Below are 26328 nucleotides of genomic sequence, written 5' to 3' on the forward strand. Positions count from 1 at the left end.
CAGGCCTTACGGCCGTTGCCAACCCCAGTTTAAACAGTTTTGATTATCTGAGAATATTATTATTGTCTTTCCTCAAGAAACTTTCTTGCGGCGCGCAGCTGATGGCGCATGATGCTGACAAACTCCTGGCTCTCCTGCAGAATGTTAAGATAGAGCAGCGACACTTTCAGGTTTGTGCTGTTGTCCTGATACATGTGGTCTATCACATTTTTGCGCATTGCTGACAGCTCTTCCTTAAGTTCCTCTGCTATGGCGAGAGTCTCCTGATACAGGTCGTATCTGTTGGTCGAAATCATCTGCTCTGTGTGGTTCATCAGTTCGCTTATCTTGCGGCGCACGCTTTCAAGCTCGTTGAGATAAACCTTAGGCAGCGGGTTGAAGTTGTTGTCAACGTGCTCCTTTATAGGGTCGAGCATACGTTTCAGACAGTAGATAAACTGCTGGTTGCTGTTGGCTCCCAGATGGAACCATGTGTTGCGCTCGATAGCTATGTCTCCCGGTATGCGTCTCATTGCAAGAAGTTCCTTGCGGCGGAATTTCTTCAGCTGCGACTGCTCCTCTTTCAGTGCATTTCCGCAGTGGCGCAGTTCGCGCAGGCTCTCGTTGCTGATGCCTTCAACTATGCGGTTGTACTGCTCAAGGGCAAATCTTGTTACGAAGCTCTGTGTGCGGGCAACATGCTTTGACAGCAGATCCCATACAATCTCTTTGTCCTTTGTGCGCATCATCAGCTGGAACACGTCGTCTTTCTTCTCCTCCTTCACCTTCTTTGCATAGTTGCGGTTGCTTCTCCAGAGCAGGTAGATGTCGAGGCACATGAAGGCAATCATTACGATGAATCCGCCGAAGTGCATCAGGGCACATACTATTGCGCAGACTGCAAAGGCAACGCCGGCTGTTACGAACCATCCGCCGATTACTGATATTACACCTGTTACGCGGAACACGGCGCTTTCGCGGCTCCATGCGCGGTCGGCAAGTGAGCTACCCATGGCAACCATGAATGTAACGTATGTTGTTGAAAGAGGCAATTTATAGTTTGTACCAACTACGATGAGCAATGCTGCAAGCACCAGGTTGACAGCTGCACGCACCTCGTCGAATGCTGCGCCCTGAGCAAGTATCACTTCTTCTTTGTTGAATCTGCTGTCAATCCATTTGATGGCTTTGGCAGGTATTATCTTTGATACGGTTTCGCCGATGTCCTGTGTGGCTCTTACCATACTGCGTGCCACGCGTGATGATCCGAACATCTCGTCGCCCTCATCCTGACGGCTCAGGTCAACGCTGGTCTTAACCACGTTCTGTGCCTTCTTTGATGTGGCCATTGCTATGATCATTATGATTCCGGCAATAAGCAGATAGAGCAGAGGACTCTTGGCTGATGTCATGAGTGAGTCCATCATGAATGAGTCGTAGTTGCCGTGACCGTTGGCAAGGAAGTCGTTAAGAGAGTCGAGACCGGCAAGAGGCACACCGATGAAGTTTACAAGGTCGTTGCCTGCGAAAGCCATGGCAAGGGCGAATGTGCCGAGAAGCACAATCAGCTTGAACACGTTGATGCGCAGAAGATGGATTATCTCCATGAGTATTGTTGAGGCTATCAGTGTGATAATCATCAGCATTGATGTGTTCTCCTCAATCCATGTACGCGCTGTCTCAGCGATATACGGCGACTTGCCGATACCCTTGATAAGGATGAAGTATGTAAGTGTTGTGAACGCTATACCGCCGAATATGGCTATTGTGTAGCGCAGGTGTTTCTTGTAGTTGAATGTAAAGATCAGTCGTGAAATCCATTGCACGATAATTCCGAAGAAGAAGGCGATGGCCACCGACACGAATATGGCAATGATTACGCTCAGCGCCTTGTCGCTGTTAAGCAGGTCGTAGATGGTGAGTGACGGATCGGCATGCATCTTCAGCATAGCCAGGATGAATGTACCTCCGAGAAGCTCGAACACAAGCGATACTGTGGTTGACGTAGGCATACCGAGAGTGTTGAACACGTCGAGTATGATGACGTCAGTAACCATTACGGCCAGGAATATCGTCATTACTTCCTGAAAGGTGTAGTTCTCCGGCCTCATTATGCCATGGCGTGCCACGTCCATCATTCCGGCGCTCATCACGGCTCCGATAAGTACACCGACGGAGGCAACTATCAGCACCGTACGGTATTTGGCTACTTTGGCGCCAATGGCCGAGTTTAAAAAGTTAACCGCGTCGTTGCTGACGCCAACAAACAGGTCGAAGACTGCAAGCAAAAGCAGAAATGCGACAATTAAAAAATAAATTTCTGTCATAAACTGTAATTTGTTATGAGTGATTCCGTTTTATTTCACGCTGCAAAAGTAGAAAATACGTGTTACAGCGGTTTTAAACAGATGTTTCATTTGTGTTACAATTATGACATTGCGCACTTTTTTTGTCGTATTATATAATAAGGTATACCTTTGTGTTTTGTGCCGGCAGCGTTGTGTTATATTAACTTTTTGCAGGTTAAGGTGATAAGAGTTCCGAATAGCACTGTGCCGGTGATAACGGCATAAGGGCCGACATGGGTGAGTCTTTTTGCGTTATGAGTCAGACCGCTTGACCATGCAGGCCCTTATGCGCCGATGTTGCAGACGTTGTATTACACCCTCTGCTCGGTGTTGTTCAGTTTCAGCATGTTTTCGGGCACGCTGCTTTTTATTGTATCTATGAGCATGTTGAGCACGGCATGCCTTACGAAGCTCTTTGTCGTCATCATGATAATCTCTCTTGTCGGTATTGGGATGGCGAAGGGGCGTATCAGTTCTCGCTGCCTGTCGGAAAGCTGCGGCAGGGCAAGTTCGGGTATGAAGGTTATGCCCTTGCCGTTCTCAACCATGCGCATGAATGTCTCTATGCTCCCCAGGCTATATGTTGTCTTGCTTGTGCGTGCCTCCTTAAGGTCGCAGAATTTTACCAGCTGGTCGCGGAAGCAGTGCCCCTCGTCGAGCAGCCATATAAATTCGTTGTTAAGGTCGGCCGTGCGTATGCTCTTTTTCTCAAACAGCCTGTCCTCGCGCGACACGTATGCAATGAACTGCTCGTAGAAAAGTGTGGTAGATGCAAAATGCTCCATGTTGTCCAGCCTTACCAATATGGCCGCATCTATTTCGGCCCTTGCGAGGGCTCTCTTTATTTCTTCGGTCTTCATCTCTATGACCTTTAGCTCCATCTCTGGATGCTGCGATGTAAGCTGAGGAAAGAAGCGCGGCAGCAGATAAGGCGCTATGGTGGGCAGTATGCCTATCCTGAATGTTCCGCCAAGAGCCTGCTTGGCCTCAGCAACAATGTCTTTTATCTTTCTTGCGCGTATCAGCACCTTCCACGACTGCTCTATCACTCTCTGTCCTATGTCGGTAGGAGTAACGGGCTGTGCCGTGCGGTCGAATATCTTTATGCCCAGCTCGTCTTCAAGCTTTTGTATCATGGAGCTAAGTGTGGGTTGCGTTACCTTGCAGTATTCGGCTGCCTTGGCAAAGTGGCGCAGTCTGTAGACGGCCACGATATATTCCATTTGTTGTAGTGTCATGTTGCTGTTGCTTTTTGTCTTCAGGCCGCAAACATACACATAAATTCTGAAAAGATAAATTTTTGAGCCGAATATTTTTGTGCTGTCATCATTTGTGGGTATGCCGTTTTGTATGTTCCGCTGCCGCATGCGGCTTAGTCCCTGCAGCAGTGTGTTTTGCCTTGTTTCAGGCAGGTGTAGATCCATGTCTGTATGTGCTTTACGGGGCCGTTATAGGTTTTGTCTATCATGCAATAGAAAAAATCTGTTTGCTTTGTTTTGTGTCGCAAACTATCTTTGCAATGTCAAAACGACATAGAGCTGAAATTTAATAATAACAATTTAAAAAACTTATAGAAATATGGAACCAATTATCAATGCACAGATGCCTGAGTTCAAGGTACAGGCTTTTCAGAATGGAAGTTTCAAGACAGTTAGCAACGAGGATTTGAAAGGCAAGTGGGCTTTATTCTTCTTCTATCCTGCCGACTTCACTTTTGTTTGTCCTACCGAGCTCGTTGACCTCGCAGGCAAGTATGAACAGCTGAAGCAGATGGGCGTGGAGGTGTTCTCTGTCAGCACTGATACACATTTTGTCCACAAGGCATGGCACGATGCTTCAGACAGCATAAAGAAGATTGAATATGCAATGCTTGCCGACCCCACAGGCGTGCTCTGCCGCGGATTCGGTGTGATGAAGGAGGACGAAGGCGTGGCTTATCGCGGAACATTCCTCGTGAACCCGGAAGGACTTATAAAGATTGCAGAGATACAAGATAACAGCATAGGCCGTAATGCCGACGAGCTCTTGCGCAAGGTTGAGGCTGCACAGTTTGTGGCAACACACGACGGCGAGGTTTGTCCGGCTAAATGGAAGGCTGGCAGCGAAACACTGAAACCCAGTATAGACTTGGTTGGTAAGATTTAGTCTTTATTGTTCGGTCGGATTTTCTGATATGACATGTCAACGAATCCGGCCTTTCTTGACTTTTACGGACAGCATTTTTTAATTTATAGAAAAAACAGAACGGGTATGTTGGATAAAGGTATATTAGATCAGGTTAAATCGCTTTTGGGCGGACTGAAGTCTGAAATAGGAATTAAGGCCGTTTGTGGCGCTGCGCATACAAAGGCAGAGGAGTTTGGCGACTTCTTGAAGGATTTCTGCTCATGTTCAGACAAGCTGAAGCTTGAACTGACCGTAGAGGATAGTATCAGACTTGAGTTTACATTATATAAAGACGGCGCCGACACAGGCATCGTGTTCCGTGGCATCCCCGGCGGCCATGAGTTCTCATCGCTGCTGCTTGCAGTTCTCAATGCCGACGGACAGGGAAAGAACATGCCCGACGATATCGTTGCGCGCCGCATCAGGGCCATCGGTGGTGATATAAAGCTGCGCACTTATGTCTCGCTTACATGTACCAACTGTCCTGACGTGGTTCAGGCGCTGAATGTTGTGGCACTGCTCAATCCGTCGGTGAGTCATGAAGTTATCGACGGGGCACTGTGGCAGGACGAGGTTGAGCGTCTCGGCATACAGGGTGTACCGTCTGTTTATGCCGGCGACGAGCTTATCCATGTAGGCCGTGGCGACTTGTCGGCATTGCTGTCTAAACTTGAAGAAAAATTCGGCACTGCTCAGACTGCCTACAGCTTCGAGCCTGTTGAGCGAAGCTATGACGTTGTAGTTGTTGGCGGAGGACCAGCCGGTGCGTCTGCCGCAATCTATTCGGCTCGCAAGGGGCTTCGTGTAGCCGTTGTAGGCGAGCGTGTCGGCGGTCAGGTTAAAGACACTGTCGGGATAGAGAACCTTATCTCGGTGCCTCACACCACGGGCGACAAGCTGGCATCCGACCTGATGAGCCATCTCGGACATTATGCCATTGACGTGTTTGAAAACAGAACGGTGGTGAAAGCCGAACTGGGCGGTAAGCAGAAGTATATCCATGCGGCAGGAGGCGAGAGCTTTGTTTCGCCGGCAGTGATAATAGCAACAGGTGCAAGCTGGCGCAGACTGGGCGTAGAAGGTGAGGCCGACTATATTGGCCGCGGAGTGGCTTTCTGTCCTCATTGCGACGGTCCGTTCTATAAAGGCCGGCATGTTGCTGTCATCGGCGGAGGCAATTCGGGCATAGAGGCAGCCATAGACCTTGCCGGAATATGTTCAAAGGTAACCGTACTTGAGTTTGCAGATGAGTTGCGTGCCGACACTGTGCTTCAGGATAAGGCCAGAAGCCTTGACAATGTTGAGATATTCACGTCGATGCAGACAATGAGAGTGATTGGCGACGGCAAGAAGGTGACGGCCATTGAGGTGAAAGACCGCAAGACCGAAGAGGTGAAGACCGTGGAGCTCGACGGCATATTTGTGCAGATAGGACTGGCAGCAAACAGCAAGTCGTTTGAAGGTCAGCTGGAACTTACGCCGCGGAAGGAGATAAAGACAGATGCTTATTGCAGAACCTCTATAGCAGGCGTGTATGCTGCCGGCGACGTTACCGACGTGCCTTACAAGCAGATTATAATTGCGATGGGCGAGGGTGCCAAGGCTGCCCTTTCTGCTTTCGACGATAGGGTGAGAGGACTGATATGATGCCTGAGTGCGGTTTAGTTCAATAGGTAATAATCACATATTTTCATTTTATAAGGTTTATAGATTTTTATAACATTATTTTTATTCTTCATGTTAGCATTAGCATGCCTTTTGATCTGCGAAAGGCATGCTTTTGCGTTGTAATATGTGTCCTTTTATATCGTGATATGTGCCCTTTTGCGTTATGATATGCCTTCTTTTGTGATTTATATGCAGGCATATCCTTTCTCGGGTATAATGGGGTTCAGGCAACTGATTATAGCATATGTCTGTAGGTGAGACAACTTTTACCATAAATGCAGCATGCTTGTGTCATCTAAAATCAGTAAAACGGCTGTTTGAAGTCAACCAAAATCAGGAAGGAGAGGAATGAGAATACACGAAAATATTTTTTGCAGAAACTCGTCACTCGTCACATTCCTTTCCATCTGCCTGATAATGAAGTGGTTAGAGTGTGATGAGTTGAAATCCCGACTCGTCACGGATAATCATGTGTGACGTTTTAAAATCATAACTCGTCACACTTTAAATCGTTGATTGTCAGTTTGTTATGTGTAGATGTGACGAGTGACGAGTTTCTGCAAAAAAACTTTTTCCGGTTTGTCCGCATCGTTTTGTGTTATGGGCAGCAATATGCCTTTATGCATTTTCTGCGTTGCTATATAAAAAGAAAGACACCGTTATTCTCAGATAACGGTGTCCATCTTTATGTCGTTTTCCTCATGAGGAATTTCTTTCTCTTTCTGAAAGTCGAAGCATACGCCTATCTTGTAGGCCTGTGGAATATTCTTCAGAAACCTGTCGTAATACCCCTTTCCGCGTCCCAGCCGGTTGTTGTCTGCATCGAAGCTCATGCCGGGCACGACAGCCGTAGTAATCTTGGCGTAGTCGGTGAAGAGTTTTCCGTTGGGCTCCATTATGCCGTAGCTGCCCTCAGCCAGGTCTTCCTTGCTTTCATACACCCTTATTTCCATGTTCTCGCCGTCAATTACCTTTGGCAGCAGCACCGTCTTGCCTTGCCGGGCCAGCAGTTCCACTGTGTCGTGAGTGAACACTTCGTCAGGCAGCGAGTAGTACATTAATATAGTGTCGGCATTGGCCACCTCGCTCATGCCGAGCAGCCTGTTCATGATCGGAAGCGACAATTCTTCCAGTTGCTTTCCGGTGAATTGCCGTTTCCTCTCGCGTATGAGTTTTCGCAGTTCCTTTTTTTCCATGGTTATGCTTTTAGATTCATCTTCATGTCAACGTATGGTACTGTCGTTCCCGTCATGGCCGTCTTGCCGTCCTTTTTCTTGTCTTTTGACTCCGGCTTTTTGGGGAATGCCGCATTGTTCTTAAACACATTCAGCGCAGCCTTTATCACGTTGTCGTCAAGATTGAGATATTCAATCCAGTCTTCCTCGTCCATGATGTTGTATATAATCCGGCTGTTGATGTATCTTTCGAGCAGGTTGTGCGATTTCTTTATCATCAGGTTGCGGCGCTGCAGTCCGTGCTTGTCGGCATAGGTGGCAAACTTGTCTACGGTGTTCTGCTTTACAAGATAGTCGGCAAGCTCCATCATTTCGGTGAAGTTGTTGAGCTTCAGGCGGTTGTCGTCGGTATAGACGAATGCAAACTGCAGTATTAGTCCGCTCATGCTTGCCTCCTTGAAGTATGAAGTTATGCCTAAGGTGTCTTCCGGAACGAAGATGTCAGGCGTTATGCCTCCTCCGCCGTACACTGTGCGGCCAATGCTTGTGTGATAAGCCGGTCCGGTGTGCTTGATGCTGTCCTGTGAGAAGAATTCACCATGCTGATATCTTACCAGCAGGTCTTCCTCGTAGTCTTTGTCGTCTCCCATCACGTATGGCTTCTGTATGCATCGTCCTGACGGTGTGTAATAGCGTGCCACGGTCAAGCGTATCATCGAGCCGTCGGGGAAACCGATCTGCTGCTGTACGAGACCCTTGCCGAACGAGCGGCGGCCTATGATTGTTGCCCTGTCGTTGTCCTGCATGGCTCCGGCAAAAATCTCTGAAGCCGATGCCGATGTCTCGTTTATCAGCACTACCAGCGGAATGTTCTGATAGCTTCCGCGCCCGTCGCTCTTGTAGTCTTGTCTTGGCGACTTGCGGCCTTCTGTATATACGATGAGGCGGTTCTTGGGCAGGAACTCGTTGGCCATCTGAACGGCCGACTTCAGGTATCCGCCTGTGTTGTCGCGCAGGTCGATTATCAGGTTGCTGAAGCCTTCCTGAGAGAGCTGTGCCAGGGCGATGAGAAGTTCGGGATAAGTGTTCTCGCCGAAGTTCTTTATCTTGATGTAGCCAGTGTTGTCGTCGAGCATGTATGTTGCGCTGACGCTCTTCTGCGGAATGTCGCCTCGGGTTATAGTGTAATATTTTATACTCTTTTGTCCGTAGCGCTGCACGCCTATTTTCACCTTGGTGTCTTTAGGCCCTTTGAGGCGTCGCATAGCTTCTTCGTTAGTTACGACCTTGCCTACGAAAGGCTTTCCGTCTACGCTCACAATCTTGTCGCCGGCAAGGATGCCTGCCTGTTCAGCCGGGCCGTTCTTTATTACGCCCTGCACGTGTATGGTGTCGTTTCTTATGACAAACTCAATGCCCACGCCCGAGAACGAGCCTTTCAGGTCGTCGGTGGCCTGCTGTACGTCCTTCGCACTGATGTAGACAGAGTGGGGGTCGAGGTCAGACAGAATCTGAGGTATGGCCTTGTCAACTAGCGAGTCGATGTTAACCGCGTCAACATACTGGTCGTCTATGATGTGCAGCAGATTGTTCAGTCGGTTGCTGCCCGAGTTTATTATGTTCAGGCGGTTGCCTGAAAAGTGGTTAGCGTAGAACGTACCTATTATGATGCCGATAATCACACAAAGAGCCATCAGCAACGGCATCATGCGGTTTGATTTATTCGGATTCATGTTCGTCAGGATTTAGATATATAACTTCAATGTCAGCTCTTTTAAGAAGATTTATGCCGTCTTCAAGTCTGTATCTTTCGCCATATACTACACGCTTAATGCCGGCCTGAATTATCAGTTTTGAGCATTCTATGCATGGAGCAGCTGTTACGTATAGCGTTGATCCGTCGCTGTTGTTGGAGCTTCGCGCCAGTTTTGTTATGGCGTTTGCTTCGGCGTGCAGCACGTAGGGCTTTGTAACGTTGTTGTCGTCTTCGCAGACATTCTCAAAGCCGCTCGGCGTGCCGTTATAGCCGTCGCTGATAATCATTTTGTCCTTAACCACCAGGGCTCCTACCTTGCGGCGCTGGCAGTAGCTGTTTTCTGCCCAGATGCGTGCCATGCGCAGGTATCTCAGGTCAAGCAGACGCTGTTTTTCTTCTTTGTTCATTGTGTTTATATGTGAAGAATAGGTTATTTCTCTTACTTTTTCTTGTTCGAAGGCTTTTTTATGCCGTTGCGCTTCAGCAGGGCGTCTATTGTGGGTTCGCTGCCCTTAAAGCGCTTGTAGAGAGTCATCGGGTGTTCGGTGCCGCCCTTTGAAAGGATGTTGTCGCGGAAGCTTTGCGCTGTCTCCTGATTGAAGATTCCGTGCTTCTTGAATACGCTGAAGGCGTCTGCGTCGAGCACTTCGGCCCATTTGTAGCTGTAGTAGCCGGCAGCGTATCCGCCAGCCATGATGTGGCTGAACTGCACCGTCATGCAGGTGTCGGGCAGCTGTTCGGTAACCATGGCTTTCTTCCATGCTTTCTTTTCAAACGGTATGATGTCTTCGTCGAACGTCTCTTTCTTTGTATAGTAGGCCATGTCGAGAAGTCCAAAACTTACCTGGCGCAGACATGCGTATGCTGCCATGAAGTTGCGGCTCTTCACAATGCGGTCGATCAGCTCGTCGGGCAGAGGCTCGCCTGTCTGATAGTGGAAGGCGAACGTGCGCAGAAATTCTTTCTCAACTGAGAAGTTTTCCATAAACTGTGACGGCAACTCTACGAAGTCCCACCATACATTGGTGCCTGAAAGGCTCTCGAATCTTGTGTTTGCGAACATGCCGTGGAGCGAGTGCCCGAACTCATGCAGGAATGTTTCAACTTCGCCCAGTGTCAGCAGTGCCGGCTTTTCGTCCGTAGGCTTCGTCAGGTTCATCACCACGCTTACATGAGGCCTTACGTTTTCGCCCTTGCGGTCGATCCATTGTCCCTGATATTCTGTCATCCATGCACCGCCCTGTTTGCCCTTGCGCGGATGGAAGTCGGCGTAGAACACGGCAAGATAAGAGCCGTCCTTGTCGAACACCTCGTAGGCTTTCACGTCAGGGTGGTAAACCTGTATGTCTTTGTTCTCCTTGAATGTTATGCCGTAGAGCCTGTTGGCAAGTCCGAACACGCCCAGAATGACCTTTGACAGTTCGAAATACGGGCGAAGCATCTCAGAGTCGATGTTGAACTTCTTGAGCTGCAGCTTGTGAGAATAATAGCTGAAGTCCCACGGCATCACCTTGAAGTCTTTGCCTTCAGTCTTCTTTGCCAGTTTCTCGATGTCGCTCACTTCCTTTACGGCAGTAGGCTTGTAAGCGTCTATGAGGTCGTCGAGCAGCTTATACACGTTGCGTGCGTTTCCGGCCATGCGGTTCTTAAGCACGTATTCGGCGTATGTCTTGAAGCCGAGCAGCTGTGCTATCTCGCGTCTCAGATTAACCAGACGCTTGCATATTTCAAGATTGTTTTCTGTATTCTCGTGTGTACACACCGTGTTGCGTGCCATATACATCTGCTTGCGCAGTTCGCGGCATGTAGAATATGTCATGAACGGACTGTAGCTTGGAAAGTCGAGCGTAAACACCCAGCCTTCAAGATTGCGCTCCTTTGCAGCAACGGCAGCAGCCTCGCGTGCCGTGTCGGGCAGTCCGTCGAGCTGTTGTTCGTCAGTTATGTGCAGCGTATATGCCTTGTTCTCTTTGAGCAGATTCTGAGAGAACTGCAGCGACAGCATGCTTGCCTCCTCGGTAAGCTTGCGCAGTTTCTCCTTGCCCTCGTCGTCGAGCAGTGCTCCGCTGCGTACAAATCCGTCGTAGCAGTTGTCGAGCAGTCTCTTTTCTTCAGGCGTGAGCTTGCGGTGGTGCATGTGCACGGCCTTTATGCGCTCAAACAGGCGTTTGTTGAGCCTTACGTCGTTGGCATGCTTTGTCAGTATGGGCTGCAGCTTCTGCGCCAGCGCGTCCATCTCGTCGTTGGTCTCAGCACTGAGAAGATTGAAAAACACGGTTGACACGCGCGACAGCAAGTCGTAATATCCGTCCTTATCTTCGTCCACGTTGATTATCGTGTTGTCAAAAGTAGCCTTGTCAGGATTGTTTATAGTCTTCTCAATCTGTTCGTCGTCACGGCGTATGCCCTCCATGAAGGCCTCCTCAAAGTCTTCAAGGCGTATTTTCTCGAATGGCACGGTGTCGTGCGGCGTGTTATATTGTTCAAAAAAAGGATTTTTGCGTTGCTCTTCTATTCTCTCTTCATTCATACTCACGTTTCCCTAATTTTTGTTTACAAAGGTAGTAATTTTCTTTCTTCTGAATAATAATACGGAAGAAAAATTTAGCTAATATTTGTTATATGTCGGCTTTTGTCTGCCGCTTGTATATCAAATTGGCTGATAAGCTTCCTACATGAGCATTCTTTCGAAAGCATGAACGCAGAATTCACCTCTTCTGAGCGATATTATCCCTTCGTCGTTCATGGCTTTCAGAGCTTTCGATACGTTGAGACGGCTCTCGCTGATCTCTTCAGCGAGCCGCTCCATCTTTATGTTTACAATCTTCTCTCCAGCAGGTCTCAGGCTTCTCTCTTCGATGAATCGGGCTATCTTTTGCCTTATGCCTTTCGGACGTAGTTTCCACATCTGTCTGTCTGAGCGTTGCGACAGCGTGCAGATGATGTTAAGCAGGTTTAGTCTGAATATTTCGTAATTGTCAGACATGAGCATCACTTCTTTCTTTCCCAGGCATATCAGGTCGCAGTTTGTCTTTGCCGCAAACGTTCTTGTATAGCGCTGCATCAGTCCGAAAATCCTTTCGGGCTGAAGTATGTTGGGGGCTGCGAGTGTTTCGGTTATCGAGTAGCTCTTGTCGTCCGAATGGCATGTGGTTGTTATCTGACCTTTAACCAGAAAATAGAGTTTGTTGCAGGTTTCGCCTTCATGCACAATTACTTTTCCTCTTGCGAACGACAGTTGCCTGAATTTCGTTTCCGAGAGTATCTGCTCCAGGTCGTTCCGGCTCATGCCCTGAAAGAGCGGAAGTTCAAGCAGGTGTTCTTGTAGCTCCGTGTGCATGTGTATGCGCTGTTGTTATTCTGCAATCTTGTTTTTTAGCGACGGCGAATACCATACGGCATTTTTGCCGTTTTTGTCTGAATAGATAAAATATACCATCAGTTCGGGATGCCTGTCAAGAATGGCTTTTGCCTTTTCAAGTCCCATCACCATGAAGGCTGTGGCATAGGCGTCGGCCGTGGCGCAGTTGTCGGCCAAAACAGTTGCCGACAATATGTTGTGCTGTACAGGATAGCCTGTTATGGGGTCGATGGTGTGGGCATATTTCTTGCCGTCTTTGTAGTAGAAGTTGCGGTAGTTTCCGCTTGTAGCCATTGCTTTGTTGGTTACGTTCAGTATGGTCTGTATTTCCTGATTTGTGTTTAGCGAGTCGTCAACGGGCTTGGTGACGCCGATTTTCCAGGGCAGTCTTTTCTCGTTGATGCCGCGTGTAACAATCTCTCCGCCTATTTCTACCATAAAGTTTTCTATGCCTTTGCTCCTCAGCAGTCGGGCCACGGCGTCGCTTCCGTAGCCTTTGGCAATGGCGCTGCAGTCGAGCATTATGCGCTTGTCGTTCTTTACTATTTGTTTCCCGTCAAGTCTTACTTTCTTGTAGCCTATAATCTGTTTCAGACTGTCTATTGCCGCTGGCGTGGGCTTCGTGTCGTTCTTGAATCCGAAGCCCCATGCGTTTACCAGTGGAGCCACTGTTATGTCGAAGGCTCCGCCTGTTTCTTCTGATATTTTTTGTGCAAGGTTAAACACGTCTGTGAACATGCTGTTCACTTCAACCTTCTCGTTGCGGTTTACTTGTGATATTATTGAACTTTTGTTGAACGGAGACAGCGATGCGTCAACCTTCTGCAGCTCTGCCTCAATTTCTTTCTGCAGGTTCTTGTCGCTTTGGTATGTGATGTTGTACACCGTACCGAATATGAATCCTGTGTTGTGCTGATAAGGCATTGTGCGCTGCTGCCGCACGATGATTATTGTCCCTATGATTAGAAATATGAGAAAAGCCAGCTGCAGGGCCAGTTTCTTCTTGCTTTTTTCTCTGTTCATCGCTGTTCTTGTTTTAGTCTATTGTCTTTCAGAAGTTTATATGTCTATCGATACGTTGAATGTGCCTCCGATGTTAGATCCTCCGGTCTTTCCGAATCCGGGCACATACCATGAGTTGCCCAGTTCGCCGTCATCGTAGGCTATTCTGCTCTTGTACCTTACGCTCCATCCAAGATGCAGAGGTCCCCATATCTTTGCGTCTACTCCTATTACTGCTTCAATCCAGTGGTAATTGCATTTCACGCCTTTCGCTGAATATACGGCAGTGCTTCCCCATACGGGGTCGGTGATGTCTGGATGCGACAGGTCGTATTTAAACGAAGTGAAAGCGTATCTCGCGCCGGCATAAAGCCTGTATATGTCGTGCTTGTTCTTTAGCAGGTTGAAGTCGATACCGATTTTTGCGTATGGTGCGCTTGTCTTGTATGATATTTTGGTGACGTCGTTGTCGTGGTCTGCCTTGCCGAGGCCAAGCTCAAACACAGGGAAGTATTTGTCGCGCAGGTTTATTCGCAGCGCGGCTTCATACTGTCCGTAGTCGCCAAGAAACATCTGTGCCGGTCCGACCAGGTCTACTGATACGGCAAAGCCCCTTAACAGGGGCACGCTGTCTTTCTTCTCCACGTTCTTTTCCTGCGCGTTGGCCGTTGAGGCCAGTAGGAGCATCAGGCTAATTGCTATGCTTGAAATATATGAAAAAATGTTTCTTCGATGTGTCATAGTTCACGTCCTGATTGTTTATTGTTATCGAGTCGATGGCGTTGTGCGTGCAGCTTACGGATGTTATCTTGTGGAAGAATGCCGGTGCGCAGTCAACCGACTCGAAGTGGGGCTTGTTCTCTTTCTCTACGGTCACTGTGTCAAGTTTTGTAGTCTTGTATAAAGTGTCCTTCGTTTCGATGAAAAACACGTCCTGGTTCTGCGCATAGCTTATCGGTAGCGAGAATTCGGTGGTCTTTACGCTGCGGTTTATCAGCACAGAGTCGTTGCCGTCAACACGGTTTGTGAATATTGTGAGCGTGTCTGCCAGTGTGTCAACCTTGCCGTCGGGCGTCATCAGCTGATATTGTGTGTAAACAAGGCTGTTGAGCGGGCAGTCGATAGACGAACACGCTGCGGTGGTTATCAGCAGCGTTATGAAGTATAGCGGCAGTGCGGCCAGTGAGGGACGCAATAGTCTGCGTGCCTTGCGGCTTGCCTTTGTCGTGACCGACTTTATCATTTTTATCTTAATTCCTGTCATGGCATGCTTGTTCTTGTAGCAGCTTTATGTGGCGTTGTTGTTTTCTATGTGTTATTTTCTGTTTTCGCCACATCTTATTTCTTCAGATATCTGATAGTCGTTCCTGTCTGAAGAGTTGCGGCTGATGAGGTCGCCGAGGAATCCGGCAAGAAACAGTTGTGTGCCTATAATCATCATTGTCAGCGATATATAGAAGTAAGGCGTATCGGTTACGAGGCGCATCTGCTGACCGTTTGACACTGCCACCAGCTTGTCTATGCCGATAATGGCTGCTGCAATGAAGCCTATGAAGAACATTATTGTGCCGAGGAAGCCGAACACGTGCATCGGCTTGCGTCCGAAGCTGCTCAGGAACCACAATGTTATAAGGTCGAGATAGCCGTTGAAGAAGCGGTTGAGGCCGAATTTCGACTTGCCGTATTTGCGCGACTGGTGATGAACCACTTTTTCGCCAATCCTGTCGAATCCGGCATTCTTTGCCAGATACGGGATATAGCGGTGCATCTCGCCGTACACCTCGATGTTCTTTACCACGTCCTTGCGGTATGCTTTAAGGCCGCAGTTGAAGTCGTGCAGGTTCTTTATACCGCTTATTTTGCGCGCCGTTGCGTTAAACAGCTTTGTGGGAATTGTCTTCGACAGCGGGTCGTAGCGTTTCTGCTTATATCCCGAAACGAGGTCGTAGCCGTCTTCGGTTATCATTCTGTAAAGTTCCGGTATCTCGTCGGGAGAGTCCTGCAGGTCGGCATCCATTGTTATCACCACGTCGCCCTGTGCCTCCTTGAATCCGCAGAACAGGGCAGGACTTTTTCCGTAGTTGCGGCGGAACTTTATGCCCTTCACGCATTCGTGCTCCTCGCTCAGCCGGCTTATCACCTTCCATGAACCGTCGGTAGAGCCGTCGTTGATGAATATTACTTCATAAGAGAAATTGTTTTCCTTCATCACACGCTCAATCCATGCGTAGAGTTCGGGCAGTGATTCTTCCTCGTTGTATAATGGTATTACGACTGATATGTCCATCTTGTCTGTATTTTAGAATTTACGTTTATATTTTGATTTCAGCAGCGCGGCTATCGGCCAGCTTATCACAATTCCCAGAAACAGGTTGGTTGTAAGAAACTGCAGCGCTATGTCGATAGGGCGGAGCGTTGCTATTGTGTCCATTGTCATCTTCATTTCATCGGCCTTTATCCCGTAAAGCGTCATGAGCGACTTAAACTCAGGGCTTGATGTCATGGCCGTGTACTGGGCAAGCATGAAGCCGTGGTCGATAAACTGAAAGTAGATATATTGCGCAGCAGCCATCAGCAGCGATGCGTAAAAGTATGTCAGCAGGCTGTAGCCGTATGCTTTCCAGTAAGATATCACTCCGTCAAGAATATTGTCGCGGAAGTTCTTTAGGCGTATTGCCGATACAACAATGGCTGATATGCCAAGAACCATCGATGCCATGTTCAGCACGGGTTCATAAAATTGCCCGATGAAGCAGGCAAAGCTCAATATCCACATTCCGCCCATTATGGCGCCGTCAATGCGCGCGTAAGCTTTTATTTGTTCGTATTCCTCGCGTGTAGTCATTATTGGGGATTAATTGATTTTTTTCGTTTGTCTGTCTGAAGCGTGGTGTCTTATGGGGTGTTGCATCAGCTTTGACACCCGGCGCCATACGCCTCACGAGAACATAATCGGGTGCAAAATTACTTATTTTTCACCATATAATTATTAGCTGTATGAGTTTTTTTGTTTTTTTATGTGAAAGATGTGCCGTCGGCGTGCGTTATGCCGTCGGCCTCGTGCCGCCTTTATATATGGCCATTGTGCATGTCGCCTGTGCCGATTCCGCATGCTGCAAGATATCGCTGATTTCAAAAAATAAGTTAAAATACCGCGAAAGACGATGCAAAAATGCTTTGTTGTTAAACTTTATTATTACCTTTGCAGCCGCAAAGACGGGTAAGTCTTGTACGGCCAGCTCCCTTCGAATCCTCCAGGACGGGAACGTAGCAAAGGTAGTTGGTTGTAGCGGCGCGATACAAGTAGCTTGCCCACCCGCCTCTTTAGCTCAGTTGGCCAGAGCACGTGATTTGTAATCTCGGGGTCGTTGGTTCGAATCCGACAAGAGGCTCGATAATGTTTACACGTTTACAGACAAATGCCTTTAGTGGCGTTTGTCTTTTTTATGTTTGGCCTTATGCCGTGTGGCCTTGGCGTCTGCCACCACTTCCTGCACGAACGGGAACGAATGCTTCTCCGACAAGCCCATATCCACTGAACCGGTAAGCCTCATGCTGACATTGGTGTCTCCACACTTGGCCATAAGTTACTCAAGAATGCCTATAACCAAGTCCCATGCATTGGCATCATACCCGACGCAACTTGATGGCATATACAATGATGACAATAAATGAGGTAATCAGAATTAAAAGGGCTATTAAATAGTTAAAACTGCCACCGCAATAAACTTCATAAGTCACAAAAGCAAGAAACATCATGATCAACAATTTCAACCACGCTACCAGTTTTGCTATCAAACTGTAGCCTTTTTGCCTATCTTTAAATTTCTGTGGCAAGTTGCAATAATGTGGATGCTTCTCGAAAAATGTCATAAAAAAATAAATTAAAACACTTATAAGCGGTAGTATCAAAGTGTAAAAAGGGCTTCCATATTCATCTGCAACTCCGTGTATGTTCCAGTGCGTAGGCACGTATTGCCGTGTCATTATGACCACAACACAAAGTCCAATTTGCACAACAACCAACAAGATCGTTAGCAAATTTGTATTATTTTTCAATTTCGGCATTTTGTAAATTTATCAAAATAGCATTACGTAAAACATCTTCATCATATTTTGAGCATTCCTCAGGAAAATTATTTCTAATATATTGCATAAGTGAATTTACTGTTTCATTTGTAAATTCATCAGCAACAATATAAGCCATTTCTTTATTTTGTGATTTGATATTCCATACCTCTATTGTATTAGAGGTCATAAGATTTTCCACAAGTGCTCCATTTTTTCTCCTCTTATTTCCGCTTGTTGTCGCTGCGACTTTCCATGCTAAAGCCGTTACGGCTCCAACAGCATTAGCTACTCCAAAATGTTCTACAACAACAGCCCAAACTACTGCTACGGCACCTACTATTACTGCTACGGCAAAAGCGACCGCACAGGCTTGTGTTTCAAAATTTTTTACAAATATGCAACTTCTTTTCCAAATATAATATCAGAAAATGTAAAATAATGTTATTTGCCTCGTAATTTGTATGATTCATTCAGTATTTTGTCTATTTCACTTGAAATTAATTCAAACTATCAGTATTCATCGAAGTACACAATGAAAACTTTAACATAATCAATGTAAATCCAACTAAACAACTATTAAGTTGTGGTTATCATAAAAGATACCCAACTTCATATTATTTTGTCAAGCAAATATAGGCTGCCGCTTCCGCATGTTGTTTGTAAAGCCATGACGCAGATTTTGTATCTTTATGATAGTTGGTCTGTGTCATTGTTTTTGGATAAAATAGAAAATCAGAATCACTAAAATCCGCTTTACAGATAAAGAATGTTTACGTTATGAAGCAAAAGTTGTGCTTTCATGCTGTAAAAGCAATGCTTTTGCATGGTCGTTTCAGGCATATTGCAGCTAAATATAAGGCTGTTTTGCTGCCAAAAACAGTGGTTTTGGCTTGTTTTTACGCTGAAATAACTGCACAAAATCTGTGAGGCGTGCGTAACGTCTTGTGATATAGCTGCTTACGCTTGCACACGATATCGTGCTGTTTTCACGGCCGGATGATTTTTATTTCAGAATATCGCGGCTGTGGAACGTCATCTGAAATCAGAAAGAAAGCATTTTGCGTAATATGCTTTCAGTATGCCGGCAGCCGTTGCGCCCTTTGCCGTCCGGCTTTATTTCATGTCTGTCAATATATTGCTGCGGGGCCGATGGCCATAATTTACCATGCCGTATGTTTGTGAAGTATGCTTATTTTCAGTATCTTTGCATCTGGAATATGAAAATGAACAGAAACCATATCTTGCAGCTTGTTACCGAAGGCGAGCATGTGCATCAGGACTTTAAGTTTGCCATAACAGACGCATGCAAGATAGCACGCAGTCTTTCTGCCTTTTCAAACACCGAGGGAGGGCGGCTGCTTGTGGGCGTTAAGGATAACGGCAAGATCGCCGGCATACGTTCGGCCGAGGAGATATACATGATAGAAGTTGCCGCAACGCGATACTGCAGGCCGTCGGTTACTCTCGACAGTCAGATATATAAGGTCGACGGCAAGGATGTGCTTGAAGTCAGCGTTGCCGAAAGTCAGCATAAGCCCGTATACGCCGTTGACGAGGACAAGAAACCTAAGGCATACATTCGCATTAAGGACGAAACGATACTTGCCAGTCCGGTGCATCTCGATATTTGGCGGCATGACCATAAGGATGTGATGATAAGATGTAACGAACGGGAGCAGTGCATCTTGCGTCTTTTGGAGAAGTATGGCGAGATTACGCTTAACCGGTGTGTCAGACTTTCGCATATTCCCCGCCGTCAGGTAATCAGCCTTTTGGCCGACTTTATACGTTTTGACTTGGTGGAGACTGTTTTCAGAGAGCATATATTTTATTTTAAACTTAAACAAAACCAATAAGCGTCATGGAACTATTCACACAGATAATCAACGAGACCAACGACATTCTCTGGACTTACATACTTGTAGTAATGCTGCTGGGCTGTGCCGTATGGTTCAGCATCAAGACTAAGTTTGTGCAGTTTCGCATGATAGGAGAGATGATACGCCTGCTGGGCGACTCCACGGCAAAGATAAACGGACACGAGAAGCACATATCTTCTTTTCAGGCTTTCACCGTGTCGCTGGCAAGCCGCGTCGGCACGGGTAATCTTGCCGGAGTGGCAACGGCCATCACCGTGGGCGGTCCGGGCGCAGTGTTCTGGATGTGGATTATAGCTTTGCTTGGTTCGAGCAGCGCATTTGTCGAGTCGTCATTGGCGCAGTTGTTCAAGATAAAGGGCAAACACTCGTATATCGGCGGACCGGCTTACTATATGGAGAAAGGACTTAAAAAGCGCTGGATGGGCATTCTCTTTGCGGTGCTTATCACCATAACGTTCGGCTTTGCGTTCAATTCGGTGCAGAGCAACACCATGAGCGCTGCTCTGCAGAGCGCGTTTGCCGTTGACCCTGTGCTGTCGGGCGCCGTAATATCGGTGCTTACGCTGTTTATCATCTTCGGAGGCATCCATCGCATCGCGGCGTTCAGCAGCGTCATAGTGCCCATAATGGCCGTTGGCTACATCCTGCTGGCACTGTTTGTCGTGCTGACCAACATTGGCCGCATACCCGATGTCGTATCTCTCATTGTTGGCAACGCCTTCGGCTGGCATCAGGCTTTGGGCGGCGGAATGGGCGCGGCACTTATGCAGGGCATAAAGCGCGGACTGTTCAGCAACGAGGCGGGCATGGGCTCGGCTCCCAACGCTGCCGCCACAGCCCACGTAACCCATCCCGCCAAGCAGGGCTTCATACAGGCGTTGGGCGTGTTCACCGACACATTGCTTATCTGTTCGTGCACGGCTTTCATCATTCTGTTCAGCAAAGACAGCGTAGACAGCAGTCTCGACGGCATACAGCTCACTCAGGCTGCGCTCACCAACGAGGTTGGCAGCATAGGCACTATCTATGTTGCCATAGCCACTTTGTTCTTCGCCTACAGCAGCATTCTCGGCAACTATTATTACGGCGAGGCCAACATACGTTTCTTCACGTCGCGCCAGTGGCCCGTGTTTGTCTATCGTCTTCTGGTTGTCGGCATGGTCATGTTCGGCTCTTTGGCAAGTCTTAATCTTGTGTGGAGCCTTGCCGACGTAACTATGGCCCTGATGGCTCTCTGCAATCTTGTGGCAATATTGCTTTTGGGCAAATATGCTTTCAGGCTGCTCGACGACTATCTTGATCAGAAGAGAAGGGGCATAAAGAGTCCTGTCTTCCGTAAGGAAAGCATGAAGGACATCGAGCAGGATATCGAATGCTGGTAAGCTGAAAAGCATAAATATTGTATGTCTGTGGCTGAAAAATGCCGCTTTGCAGGTGTCTGCAGCACAAAATGGCATAAATTATGCGCTTTTGAATGAAATAAATTTATCAAAGATTTGCAGAATTAAAAAACAGACATTACCTTTGCAGCCGCAAACACGGGGATAGCTCAGTTGGTAGAGCATCGGTCTCCAAAACCGAGTGTCGGGAGTTCGAGCCTCTCTTCCCGTGCAATAACATAGAGCCGCAGCCAATAAGGTTGCGGCTTTTGTTTTCTTGATAGTTGTTATTGCGCCATGCCAGGTTTGGATTAAACCGGCAAAATCGTTATATTTGCATCTCCATAAACATTATCTCTGAAGATATGAACATAGAACAGTTTCGCGATTTTTGCCTTACAGTGAAGGGTGCTGAAGAATGTTTCCCTTTCGGCAGCGACGTGCTTGTGTATAAAATTATGGGCAAGATGTTCACATATTGCGGTCTGGAGCCCAAAGACGGCTGCTTTATCGCCAACATGAAGTGCAGCACGGAGCGGTCGGCTGAACTCATGGAGCGATATGACGGCATATTCTTCGGTCGCCACTCTGACAGAAAATATTGGATAACGGTGGCTCTTGATAGCGATGTGCCCGACAGTCTTATCTGCGAACTTATACTTCATTCGGTTGAAGAGGTGGTGAAGAAGATGCCTAAAAAGATGCAGCGCGAATATGAGTCACTGACAGAATAATGGCTTTATTGGACGCTTGTGGCGTGAGTGTGCGGTGGACGGTGCTTATCGTCTGACTCTTGCCGGATAAATTATTTTATGTCGAATTAAATAAAATATCAGATATGCAGATTCTTATTGGATGCGCGAAGGATATGCGCGGAAGTGATGACGGCAATTATGGCATTATGACCGAGCCGCGTTTTGCCGGCGAGGCTATGCACAACGCATTGCAGATGGCTGGATATGATGAGGCCGAACTGGCTGACATGCTTCACTGCAACGCAGACATTGCGCGGCAGAACCGGCTGAGATATATGCACTTTGCGGGCGAAGGACCAAGGCTTCAGGCTGTTTTGGCATATACGGGTGTGGTTTATAAGTATCTCGATGCGCCGGGCTTTACGCCCGAAGTTCAGACTTATGCACAGGAGCATCTGTGGATAACTTCGTTCTTGTATGGCCTTTTGCGCCCCGCCGACATGATAAAGCCTTACAGACTTGAAGGCAACGTGGTGCTGCCGGATAACGGTGTGAGTATGTTCGACTATTGGAAACCGCTGCTGACCGATGTGCTTATCGATTCGGTTAAGGCTTCCGGCGGACTGCTTGTAGACCTTGCGAGCAGCGAGATGAGGCGACTGTTCAACTGGCGCAAGGTGGCGCGCGAGGTTGATGTTGTTCGCCCGGAGTTCTATGTCAGCAAGGGCGGACGGCTTAAGACTATTGTCATTTACGCCAAGATGTGCCGCGGAGCCATGACGCGCTATCTGCTTCAAAACCGCATTGACAATGCCGACAAGCTGAAGTCGTTCGATTTTGAGGGATTCTCTTACAGCGAGGTCGACAGCAAACCCGGTTTCCCTGCGTTTGTCGCAAACCTATAAAGCGGCTGAAGGCATAGGTATAACGCCTTAATAAACCACGATGCGGCTTGTTGGACTGTTGTGATTGTGCTTTTTGGTAGTTGAGTATCCGTGCCGGAATTGTGATATTGTTTATCTCTGTTTTTATATTTTCGGTAAGCGATAATAAACAAAAATGACTGCGGAGTAATGTTATAATTTGCTCAGCAGTCATTTTTATATTGTGAAGATTATTGTCTGTCTGTTTACTCAAGGTCAACCACCGTTATTCCGGCACCGCCAAACTGCACGTGTTCATCGCGGTAAGAAACAACGTTTGGCACGGTCGACAGATACTGACGGATAAGCTGGCGCAGTATGCCCGAACCTGTGCCGTGCAGAATGCGCACGCGGCTCATGCCAACAAGTATGGCATCGTCGATAAAATATGTAACGGCGTTTATGGCTTCGTCGCCCCTCATTCCGCGCACGTCTATGTCCTGCTTGAAGTTCAGCTTGCGGTTGTCTATCGTCTCGCGTGTCTGTCGTCCCACTGAAGCGTAAGTCTTCGGCTCCTCCTTCTTGGGCATTTCGGCACGCTCCAGGCGGTCGGCGCGCATCTTGGTGCGCATGTCGCCGAATATCACTGTGGCCATCTTGCCGTCGGTGCTTTCTATCCGTCCCACAGATGTAAGGCCCTTTATGCGCACTGTCTCGCCGGCTTCCAGCGGTGCGTCTTTCTCTTTCTTCTTCAGCGTTGCCTCTTTCAGTGCGGCAGCTGCGTCTTTGTTCTTCTCGGCCTTCTCCTTCTTGCGCTTCTCCTTTCTCTCCTTGCGCTCCTGTATCTGTTTTATCTTTCGGGCTATCATCTCGTCGTTGGCAGTAGTGTCAACCTCGTTGATTTCCTGCTTAAACGCGTTCAGTTCTTCCCTTATGCGCTTAGTCTCCGCCTTTTCGGCCTGACTTTCGCGTATTTCCCTTATGGCGTTCTCAATCTTCTTGTTGCTCTCGCGCAGCAGTTCTTCGGCCTGTTCCTTCGCCTTGCGTATCACGTCCTTTCGGCTCTGCTCCAGTTCCTTCACCTCGCTTTCATATTTAGCAATGGTCTGCTCCATTGTCTTTTCGCGCTGATGAATGTTCTGTCGCTTGTTTTCCCAGTAGCGTTTGTCGCGCACTATGTCCTGCAGATACTTGTCGCTCTGTATATAGTCGCTTCCAACTATGTCGCTCGCGTCTTTTATCACCTCTTCGGGCAGTCCTATCTTGCGCGCTATCTCTATTGCAAATGAGCTTCCGGGGTTGCCTATCGAGAGTTGGAACAGCGCCTTCATCTGCTGGCGGTCGTATAGCATTGCTCCGTTTACCACTCCTTCGTGGTCTTCGGCAAAGTGCTTCAGGTTCTGATAGTGGGTGGTTATTATGCCGTAGGCCTGTTTGTTGCAGAACTGCTTCAGCACGGCTTCGGCTATGGCACCGCCAATCTGCGGCTCCGTGCCCGTACCAAACTCGTCGATTAGCAGCAGAGTGCTGTTGTTGGCAAACTTCATCATGTACTTCATGTTCATGAGGTGGCTCGAGTATGTACTCAGGTCGTTCTCTATGCTCTGCTCATCGCCTATGTCGATAAGAATGTTCTTGAATATTCCTGTGTGCGAGCGGTCGCCTACGGGGATTGACAGTCCGCACTGAAGCATGTATTGCAGCAGTCCGGCCGTCTTCAGGCAAACCGACTTTCCGCCGGCGTTAGGGCCCGATATTATCAGTATGCGCTTGTCTTTGGTCAGCATTATGTCGAGCGGCACAACCTTCTTGTCCTGCTTTTCTAACGACAGCTGCAACAGCGGATGGCGTGCCTGAATCCAGTCTATGTGGGGTTTCTTCCCGACTTCCGGCTCAATGCCTTTTATCAGCCGTGCCAGTTCGGCCTTGGCGCGTATCATGTCTATCGTTGCCAGAAACCTGTACGACTCCAATATGGGCTTTACGTGCGGACGTACAAGTTTTGAGAAATCGGTCAGTATGCGTATTATCTCGCGGCGCTCTTCGGCTTCAAGCTCTCTCACCTTGTTGTTGGCCTCAACCACCTCGGTAGGCTCAATAAACACGGTCTTGCCCGATGCCGACTCGTCGTGTACTATACCTTTAATCTTGCGCTTCAGGCCTTGCGTTACAGGTATCACCAGTCGGCCGTCGCGTATGGCAGGCGTAACGTCCTTGTCAACCAGACCTTCGCTCTGTGCCGAGCGCAGTATGCTGTATAGCGTGCGCGATATGCTGCCTTCGGTACGCGACAGCTCACGCCTTATGTTCTGCAGCTCGACCGATGCGCTGTCTTTCACCTTTCCAAACTTGTCGAGTATCTGGTCGATGCGCTGTATCAGTTGCGGAAATGTTATAATGTCTGCCGTCAGGCGGTGAAGCGCGGGGTAGGGGTATGTCCTTTCTTCCTCGTCGTCGTTGCCGTCCGTGCGGTTAAGATAGTTGACGATGTTGCATATCGTCTCGAGCGAACGCCTGAGGTCAAACAGTTCGCCTTCGTCGAGATGAGTGCCTTCAAGTCGCAGGCGTGCCACCGACTCGCGCACGTCGAAGAAATATTGCATCGGAAAGTCGTCTGCTTCTTCTTGCAGCCGTCTGAACTCTTTCACCTGTTGCAGCCATTCGTTTATCACTTCTGCGTCGCTCGAGAATGTCATGTTGTCTATTCTCTCCTTGCCGAGTGTACTGAGGCAGCGCTCGCGCAGAAGCGTGCGGATTTCATCGAATCCTATCTTAGTTTCAAACGTCTTTGGATAAATCATGCTGCAAAGGTAGTGCAACCCTGCTGAAATGCCAAATAAAATCATCACATCTTTATATCGTGCGCATGTATGGAGCATTGATTTTCGCCGTGTCGCAGCATAAGAGTTGCCAAACTTCAGGCTTTAATCATGTCTGTTTTACGTTTTAAAATATGTCTTTTCGCAGCATGATATGTGCTCTTTCGCAGTCTGAAAGGCATCTTTTTGCCTTCTGAAAGGTGCCCTTTTGCAATATGATATGTGCCTTTTTGCCGTGTGAAATGTATCCTTTTGTATGTTGAAAGATGCTCTTTTGGCAGCACGCAGGTGTCTTTTTTATATTTCTCGGTTGTTGTTGTTTGTTTACAGTGCATATCCGTTCATATTGCCTTTTTCATGTTTTTCTGTATGTAAAGCATATAAATCCATTGCCGTTGACGCCTTTCCCTGATTTCGATAGATATGTTTTTTGCTTGTTCTTGCCGGAAGTTGACTTCTGGTAATCTTTTTACTGATATTGGTTGACTCTAATACTAAAAAAGTTTTGTTAATAACTCGTCACTCGTCACAATGCGGTTTAACTCGTTGAATGTCAGCTTGATAAGGCGTGACGAGTTGATTTCTCAACTCATCACATCCCGCCATTTTCGCCCTTTTTTGCCCGAAATTCTTCATGTTTCGGCTGGTCGTGATGAGTAGTGTGACGAGTTGAAAATGCAACTCGTCACACTATAACGTTTTGATTGTCAGTGTGTTAAGTCCTGATGTGACGAGTGACGAGTTTTTAACAAAAACTTTTTCTCGTTTCTCGCCGTGTCGCCATGTCTGGCATCAACGCATGCTTTTAAGCCATCCAAAAGCGTATGAAATCACCATGAAAACAAGAAAAACACACTTTTTTTGAAAAAAGTCGCCAAAAAATTTGGAGATTACATAAAAACCCCTTACCTTTGCACTCGCTTTTGAGACACAAAGCTTGTCGATCCGACAAAGGAGAGATGGTAGAGTGGTCGATTACAACGGTCTTGAAAACCGTCGTGCTGAGAGGCACCGGGGGTTCGAATCCCTCTCTCTCCGCCACTTGCAAAGATGCGAATCACATTTGTGGTTCGCATTTTATGTATGCTAGACATTAGTGTTATTAAATGGATTCAAGTACCGGGTTAGCCCTATTTAAACACTTAACTGGCTCACCCGATAAATAG

Annotated in this window: 23 protein-coding genes, 3 tRNA genes and 1 other RNA gene; 11 read left to right on the forward strand and 16 right to left on the reverse strand. The window is 47.7% G+C overall.

The window, feature by feature from the left end; all coding sequences use genetic code 11:
* Window positions 1-59: 59 nt before the first annotated feature.
* Together QVO66_RS06975 and QVO66_RS06980 are read right to left on the reverse strand one after the other, a co-directional pair.
* A complete protein-coding gene (locus QVO66_RS06975) occupies window positions 60-2306 on the reverse strand; it encodes an inorganic phosphate transporter (RefSeq protein WP_021854731.1) in 2247 nt (748 codons plus the stop codon).
* A 332-nt stretch (window positions 2307-2638) separates the two neighbouring features.
* Window positions 2639-3565, reverse strand: coding sequence for a hydrogen peroxide-inducible genes activator (locus QVO66_RS06980; RefSeq protein ID WP_125105278.1), 927 nt, complete (start codon window positions 3563-3565; stop codon window positions 2639-2641).
* A gap of 340 nt (window positions 3566-3905) precedes the next feature.
* Here QVO66_RS06980 and ahpC point away from each other — a divergent pair, with 340 nt between their 5' ends.
* Both ahpC and ahpF read left to right on the forward strand, forming a co-directional pair.
* Window positions 3906-4472: an alkyl hydroperoxide reductase subunit C gene (gene ahpC, locus QVO66_RS06985; RefSeq protein ID WP_021854734.1), complete on the forward strand. Its 567-nt coding sequence runs from the start codon at window positions 3906-3908 to the stop codon at window positions 4470-4472.
* Window positions 4473-4577: 105 nt separating this feature from the next.
* On the forward strand, window positions 4578-6140 hold the full coding sequence (gene ahpF / locus QVO66_RS06990) for an alkyl hydroperoxide reductase subunit F (RefSeq protein ID WP_021854735.1): 1563 nt from the start codon (window positions 4578-4580) through the stop codon (window positions 6138-6140).
* Window positions 6141-6826: 686 nt separating this feature from the next.
* Here the strand turns inward: ahpF and QVO66_RS06995 are convergent.
* The 10 genes from QVO66_RS06995 to QVO66_RS07040 form a co-directional block, all read right to left on the reverse strand.
* Complete coding sequence (locus QVO66_RS06995) at window positions 6827-7357, reverse strand: 5-formyltetrahydrofolate cyclo-ligase (protein ID WP_021854736.1); 531 nt, start codon at window positions 7355-7357, stop codon at window positions 6827-6829.
* A 2-nt stretch (window positions 7358-7359) separates the two neighbouring features.
* Entirely contained in the window at window positions 7360-9069 is a 1710-nt protein-coding gene (locus tag QVO66_RS07000; RefSeq protein WP_021854737.1) for a S41 family peptidase, read from the reverse strand.
* Complete coding sequence (locus QVO66_RS07005) at window positions 9056-9499, reverse strand: dCMP deaminase family protein (RefSeq protein ID WP_021854738.1); 444 nt, start codon at window positions 9497-9499, stop codon at window positions 9056-9058. The genes QVO66_RS07000 and QVO66_RS07005 overlap by 14 nt, the downstream gene beginning before the upstream one ends.
* Before the next feature lie 32 nt (window positions 9500-9531).
* Window positions 9532-11622, reverse strand: a complete 2091-nt coding sequence (locus QVO66_RS07010) for a M3 family metallopeptidase (RefSeq protein ID WP_021854739.1) — start codon at window positions 11620-11622, stop codon at window positions 9532-9534.
* A gap of 141 nt (window positions 11623-11763) precedes the next feature.
* Entirely contained in the window at window positions 11764-12432 is a 669-nt protein-coding gene (locus QVO66_RS07015) for a Crp/Fnr family transcriptional regulator (RefSeq protein WP_021854740.1), read from the reverse strand.
* Between the two features lie 15 nt (window positions 12433-12447).
* Window positions 12448-13476: an FAD:protein FMN transferase gene (locus tag QVO66_RS07020; RefSeq protein ID WP_021854741.1), complete on the reverse strand. Its 1029-nt coding sequence runs from the start codon at window positions 13474-13476 to the stop codon at window positions 12448-12450.
* Window positions 13477-13512: 36 nt separating this feature from the next.
* Window positions 13513-14142 carry a DUF6048 family protein gene (locus QVO66_RS07025; RefSeq protein WP_239684907.1) on the reverse strand — a complete coding sequence of 210 codons (630 nt, stop codon included), beginning with the start codon at window positions 14140-14142 and terminating at the stop codon, window positions 13513-13515.
* A 4-nt stretch (window positions 14143-14146) separates the two neighbouring features.
* Window positions 14147-14719 carry a DUF6452 family protein gene (locus QVO66_RS07030; RefSeq protein WP_021854743.1) on the reverse strand — a complete coding sequence of 191 codons (573 nt, stop codon included), beginning with the start codon at window positions 14717-14719 and terminating at the stop codon, window positions 14147-14149.
* 51 nt (window positions 14720-14770) lie between these two features.
* Complete coding sequence (locus QVO66_RS07035) at window positions 14771-15742, reverse strand: glycosyltransferase family 2 protein (RefSeq protein WP_021854744.1); 972 nt, start codon at window positions 15740-15742, stop codon at window positions 14771-14773.
* 12 nt (window positions 15743-15754) lie between these two features.
* On the reverse strand, window positions 15755-16300 hold the full coding sequence (locus tag QVO66_RS07040) for a DUF4199 domain-containing protein (protein WP_021854745.1): 546 nt from the start codon (window positions 16298-16300) through the stop codon (window positions 15755-15757).
* Between the two features lie 373 nt (window positions 16301-16673).
* Here QVO66_RS07040 and ffs point away from each other — a divergent pair.
* Window positions 16674-16772: signal recognition particle sRNA small type (ffs, locus tag QVO66_RS07045), an RNA gene on the forward strand.
* Window position 16773: 1 nt separating this feature from the next.
* Window positions 16774-16847: transfer RNA gene (locus QVO66_RS07050), tRNA-Thr, on the forward strand.
* A 33-nt stretch (window positions 16848-16880) separates the two neighbouring features.
* Here the strand turns inward: QVO66_RS07050 and QVO66_RS07055 are convergent.
* From QVO66_RS07055 to QVO66_RS07060, 3 genes are read right to left on the reverse strand one after another with little or no spacing between them, the layout of a single operon-like run.
* Entirely contained in the window at window positions 16881-17039 is a 159-nt protein-coding gene (locus tag QVO66_RS07055) for a hypothetical protein (protein WP_021854746.1), read from the reverse strand.
* 43 nt (window positions 17040-17082) lie between these two features.
* Window positions 17083-17523, reverse strand: coding sequence for a DUF1648 domain-containing protein (locus QVO66_RS13650; RefSeq protein ID WP_021854747.1), 441 nt, complete (start codon window positions 17521-17523; stop codon window positions 17083-17085).
* A complete protein-coding gene (locus QVO66_RS07060) occupies window positions 17504-17725 on the reverse strand; it encodes a hypothetical protein (protein ID WP_288172707.1) in 222 nt (73 codons plus the stop codon). The genes QVO66_RS13650 and QVO66_RS07060 overlap by 20 nt, the downstream gene beginning before the upstream one ends.
* A gap of 578 nt (window positions 17726-18303) precedes the next feature.
* Here QVO66_RS07060 and QVO66_RS07065 point away from each other — a divergent pair.
* From QVO66_RS07065 to QVO66_RS07090, 6 genes are all read left to right on the forward strand, one after another.
* Window positions 18304-18453, forward strand: coding sequence for a hypothetical protein (locus QVO66_RS07065; protein ID WP_288172708.1), 150 nt, complete (start codon window positions 18304-18306; stop codon window positions 18451-18453).
* A 290-nt stretch (window positions 18454-18743) separates the two neighbouring features.
* On the forward strand, window positions 18744-19382 hold the full coding sequence (locus QVO66_RS07070) for an AlbA family DNA-binding domain-containing protein (RefSeq protein ID WP_288172709.1): 639 nt from the start codon (window positions 18744-18746) through the stop codon (window positions 19380-19382).
* Window positions 19383-19387: 5 nt separating this feature from the next.
* On the forward strand, window positions 19388-20788 hold the full coding sequence (locus QVO66_RS07075) for an alanine/glycine:cation symporter family protein (protein ID WP_021854750.1): 1401 nt from the start codon (window positions 19388-19390) through the stop codon (window positions 20786-20788).
* Between the two features lie 156 nt (window positions 20789-20944).
* Window positions 20945-21017 (forward strand) — tRNA-Trp (locus tag QVO66_RS07080).
* Between the two features lie 133 nt (window positions 21018-21150).
* A complete protein-coding gene (locus tag QVO66_RS07085; protein ID WP_021854751.1) occupies window positions 21151-21519 on the forward strand; it encodes an MmcQ/YjbR family DNA-binding protein in 369 nt (122 codons plus the stop codon).
* Window positions 21520-21623: 104 nt separating this feature from the next.
* On the forward strand, window positions 21624-22385 hold the full coding sequence (locus tag QVO66_RS07090) for a YaaA family protein (RefSeq protein ID WP_021854752.1): 762 nt from the start codon (window positions 21624-21626) through the stop codon (window positions 22383-22385).
* A 224-nt stretch (window positions 22386-22609) separates the two neighbouring features.
* Here QVO66_RS07090 and QVO66_RS07095 read toward each other — a convergent pair whose 3' ends face one another.
* Window positions 22610-25144 (reverse strand): endonuclease MutS2, encoded by a 2535-nt coding sequence (locus tag QVO66_RS07095; RefSeq protein ID WP_053398664.1) that lies wholly within the window; start codon window positions 25142-25144, stop codon window positions 22610-22612.
* 971 nt (window positions 25145-26115) lie between these two features.
* Between QVO66_RS07095 and QVO66_RS07100 the strand changes: the two genes are divergently transcribed.
* A tRNA-Ser gene (locus QVO66_RS07100) sits at window positions 26116-26203 on the forward strand.
* Window positions 26204-26328 lie beyond the last annotated feature (125 nt).

It is taken from the genome of Prevotella sp. CAG:255, from assembly GCF_000431195.1.
Taxonomy (GTDB): Bacteria; Bacteroidota; Bacteroidia; order Bacteroidales; family Bacteroidaceae; genus Prevotella; species Prevotella rara.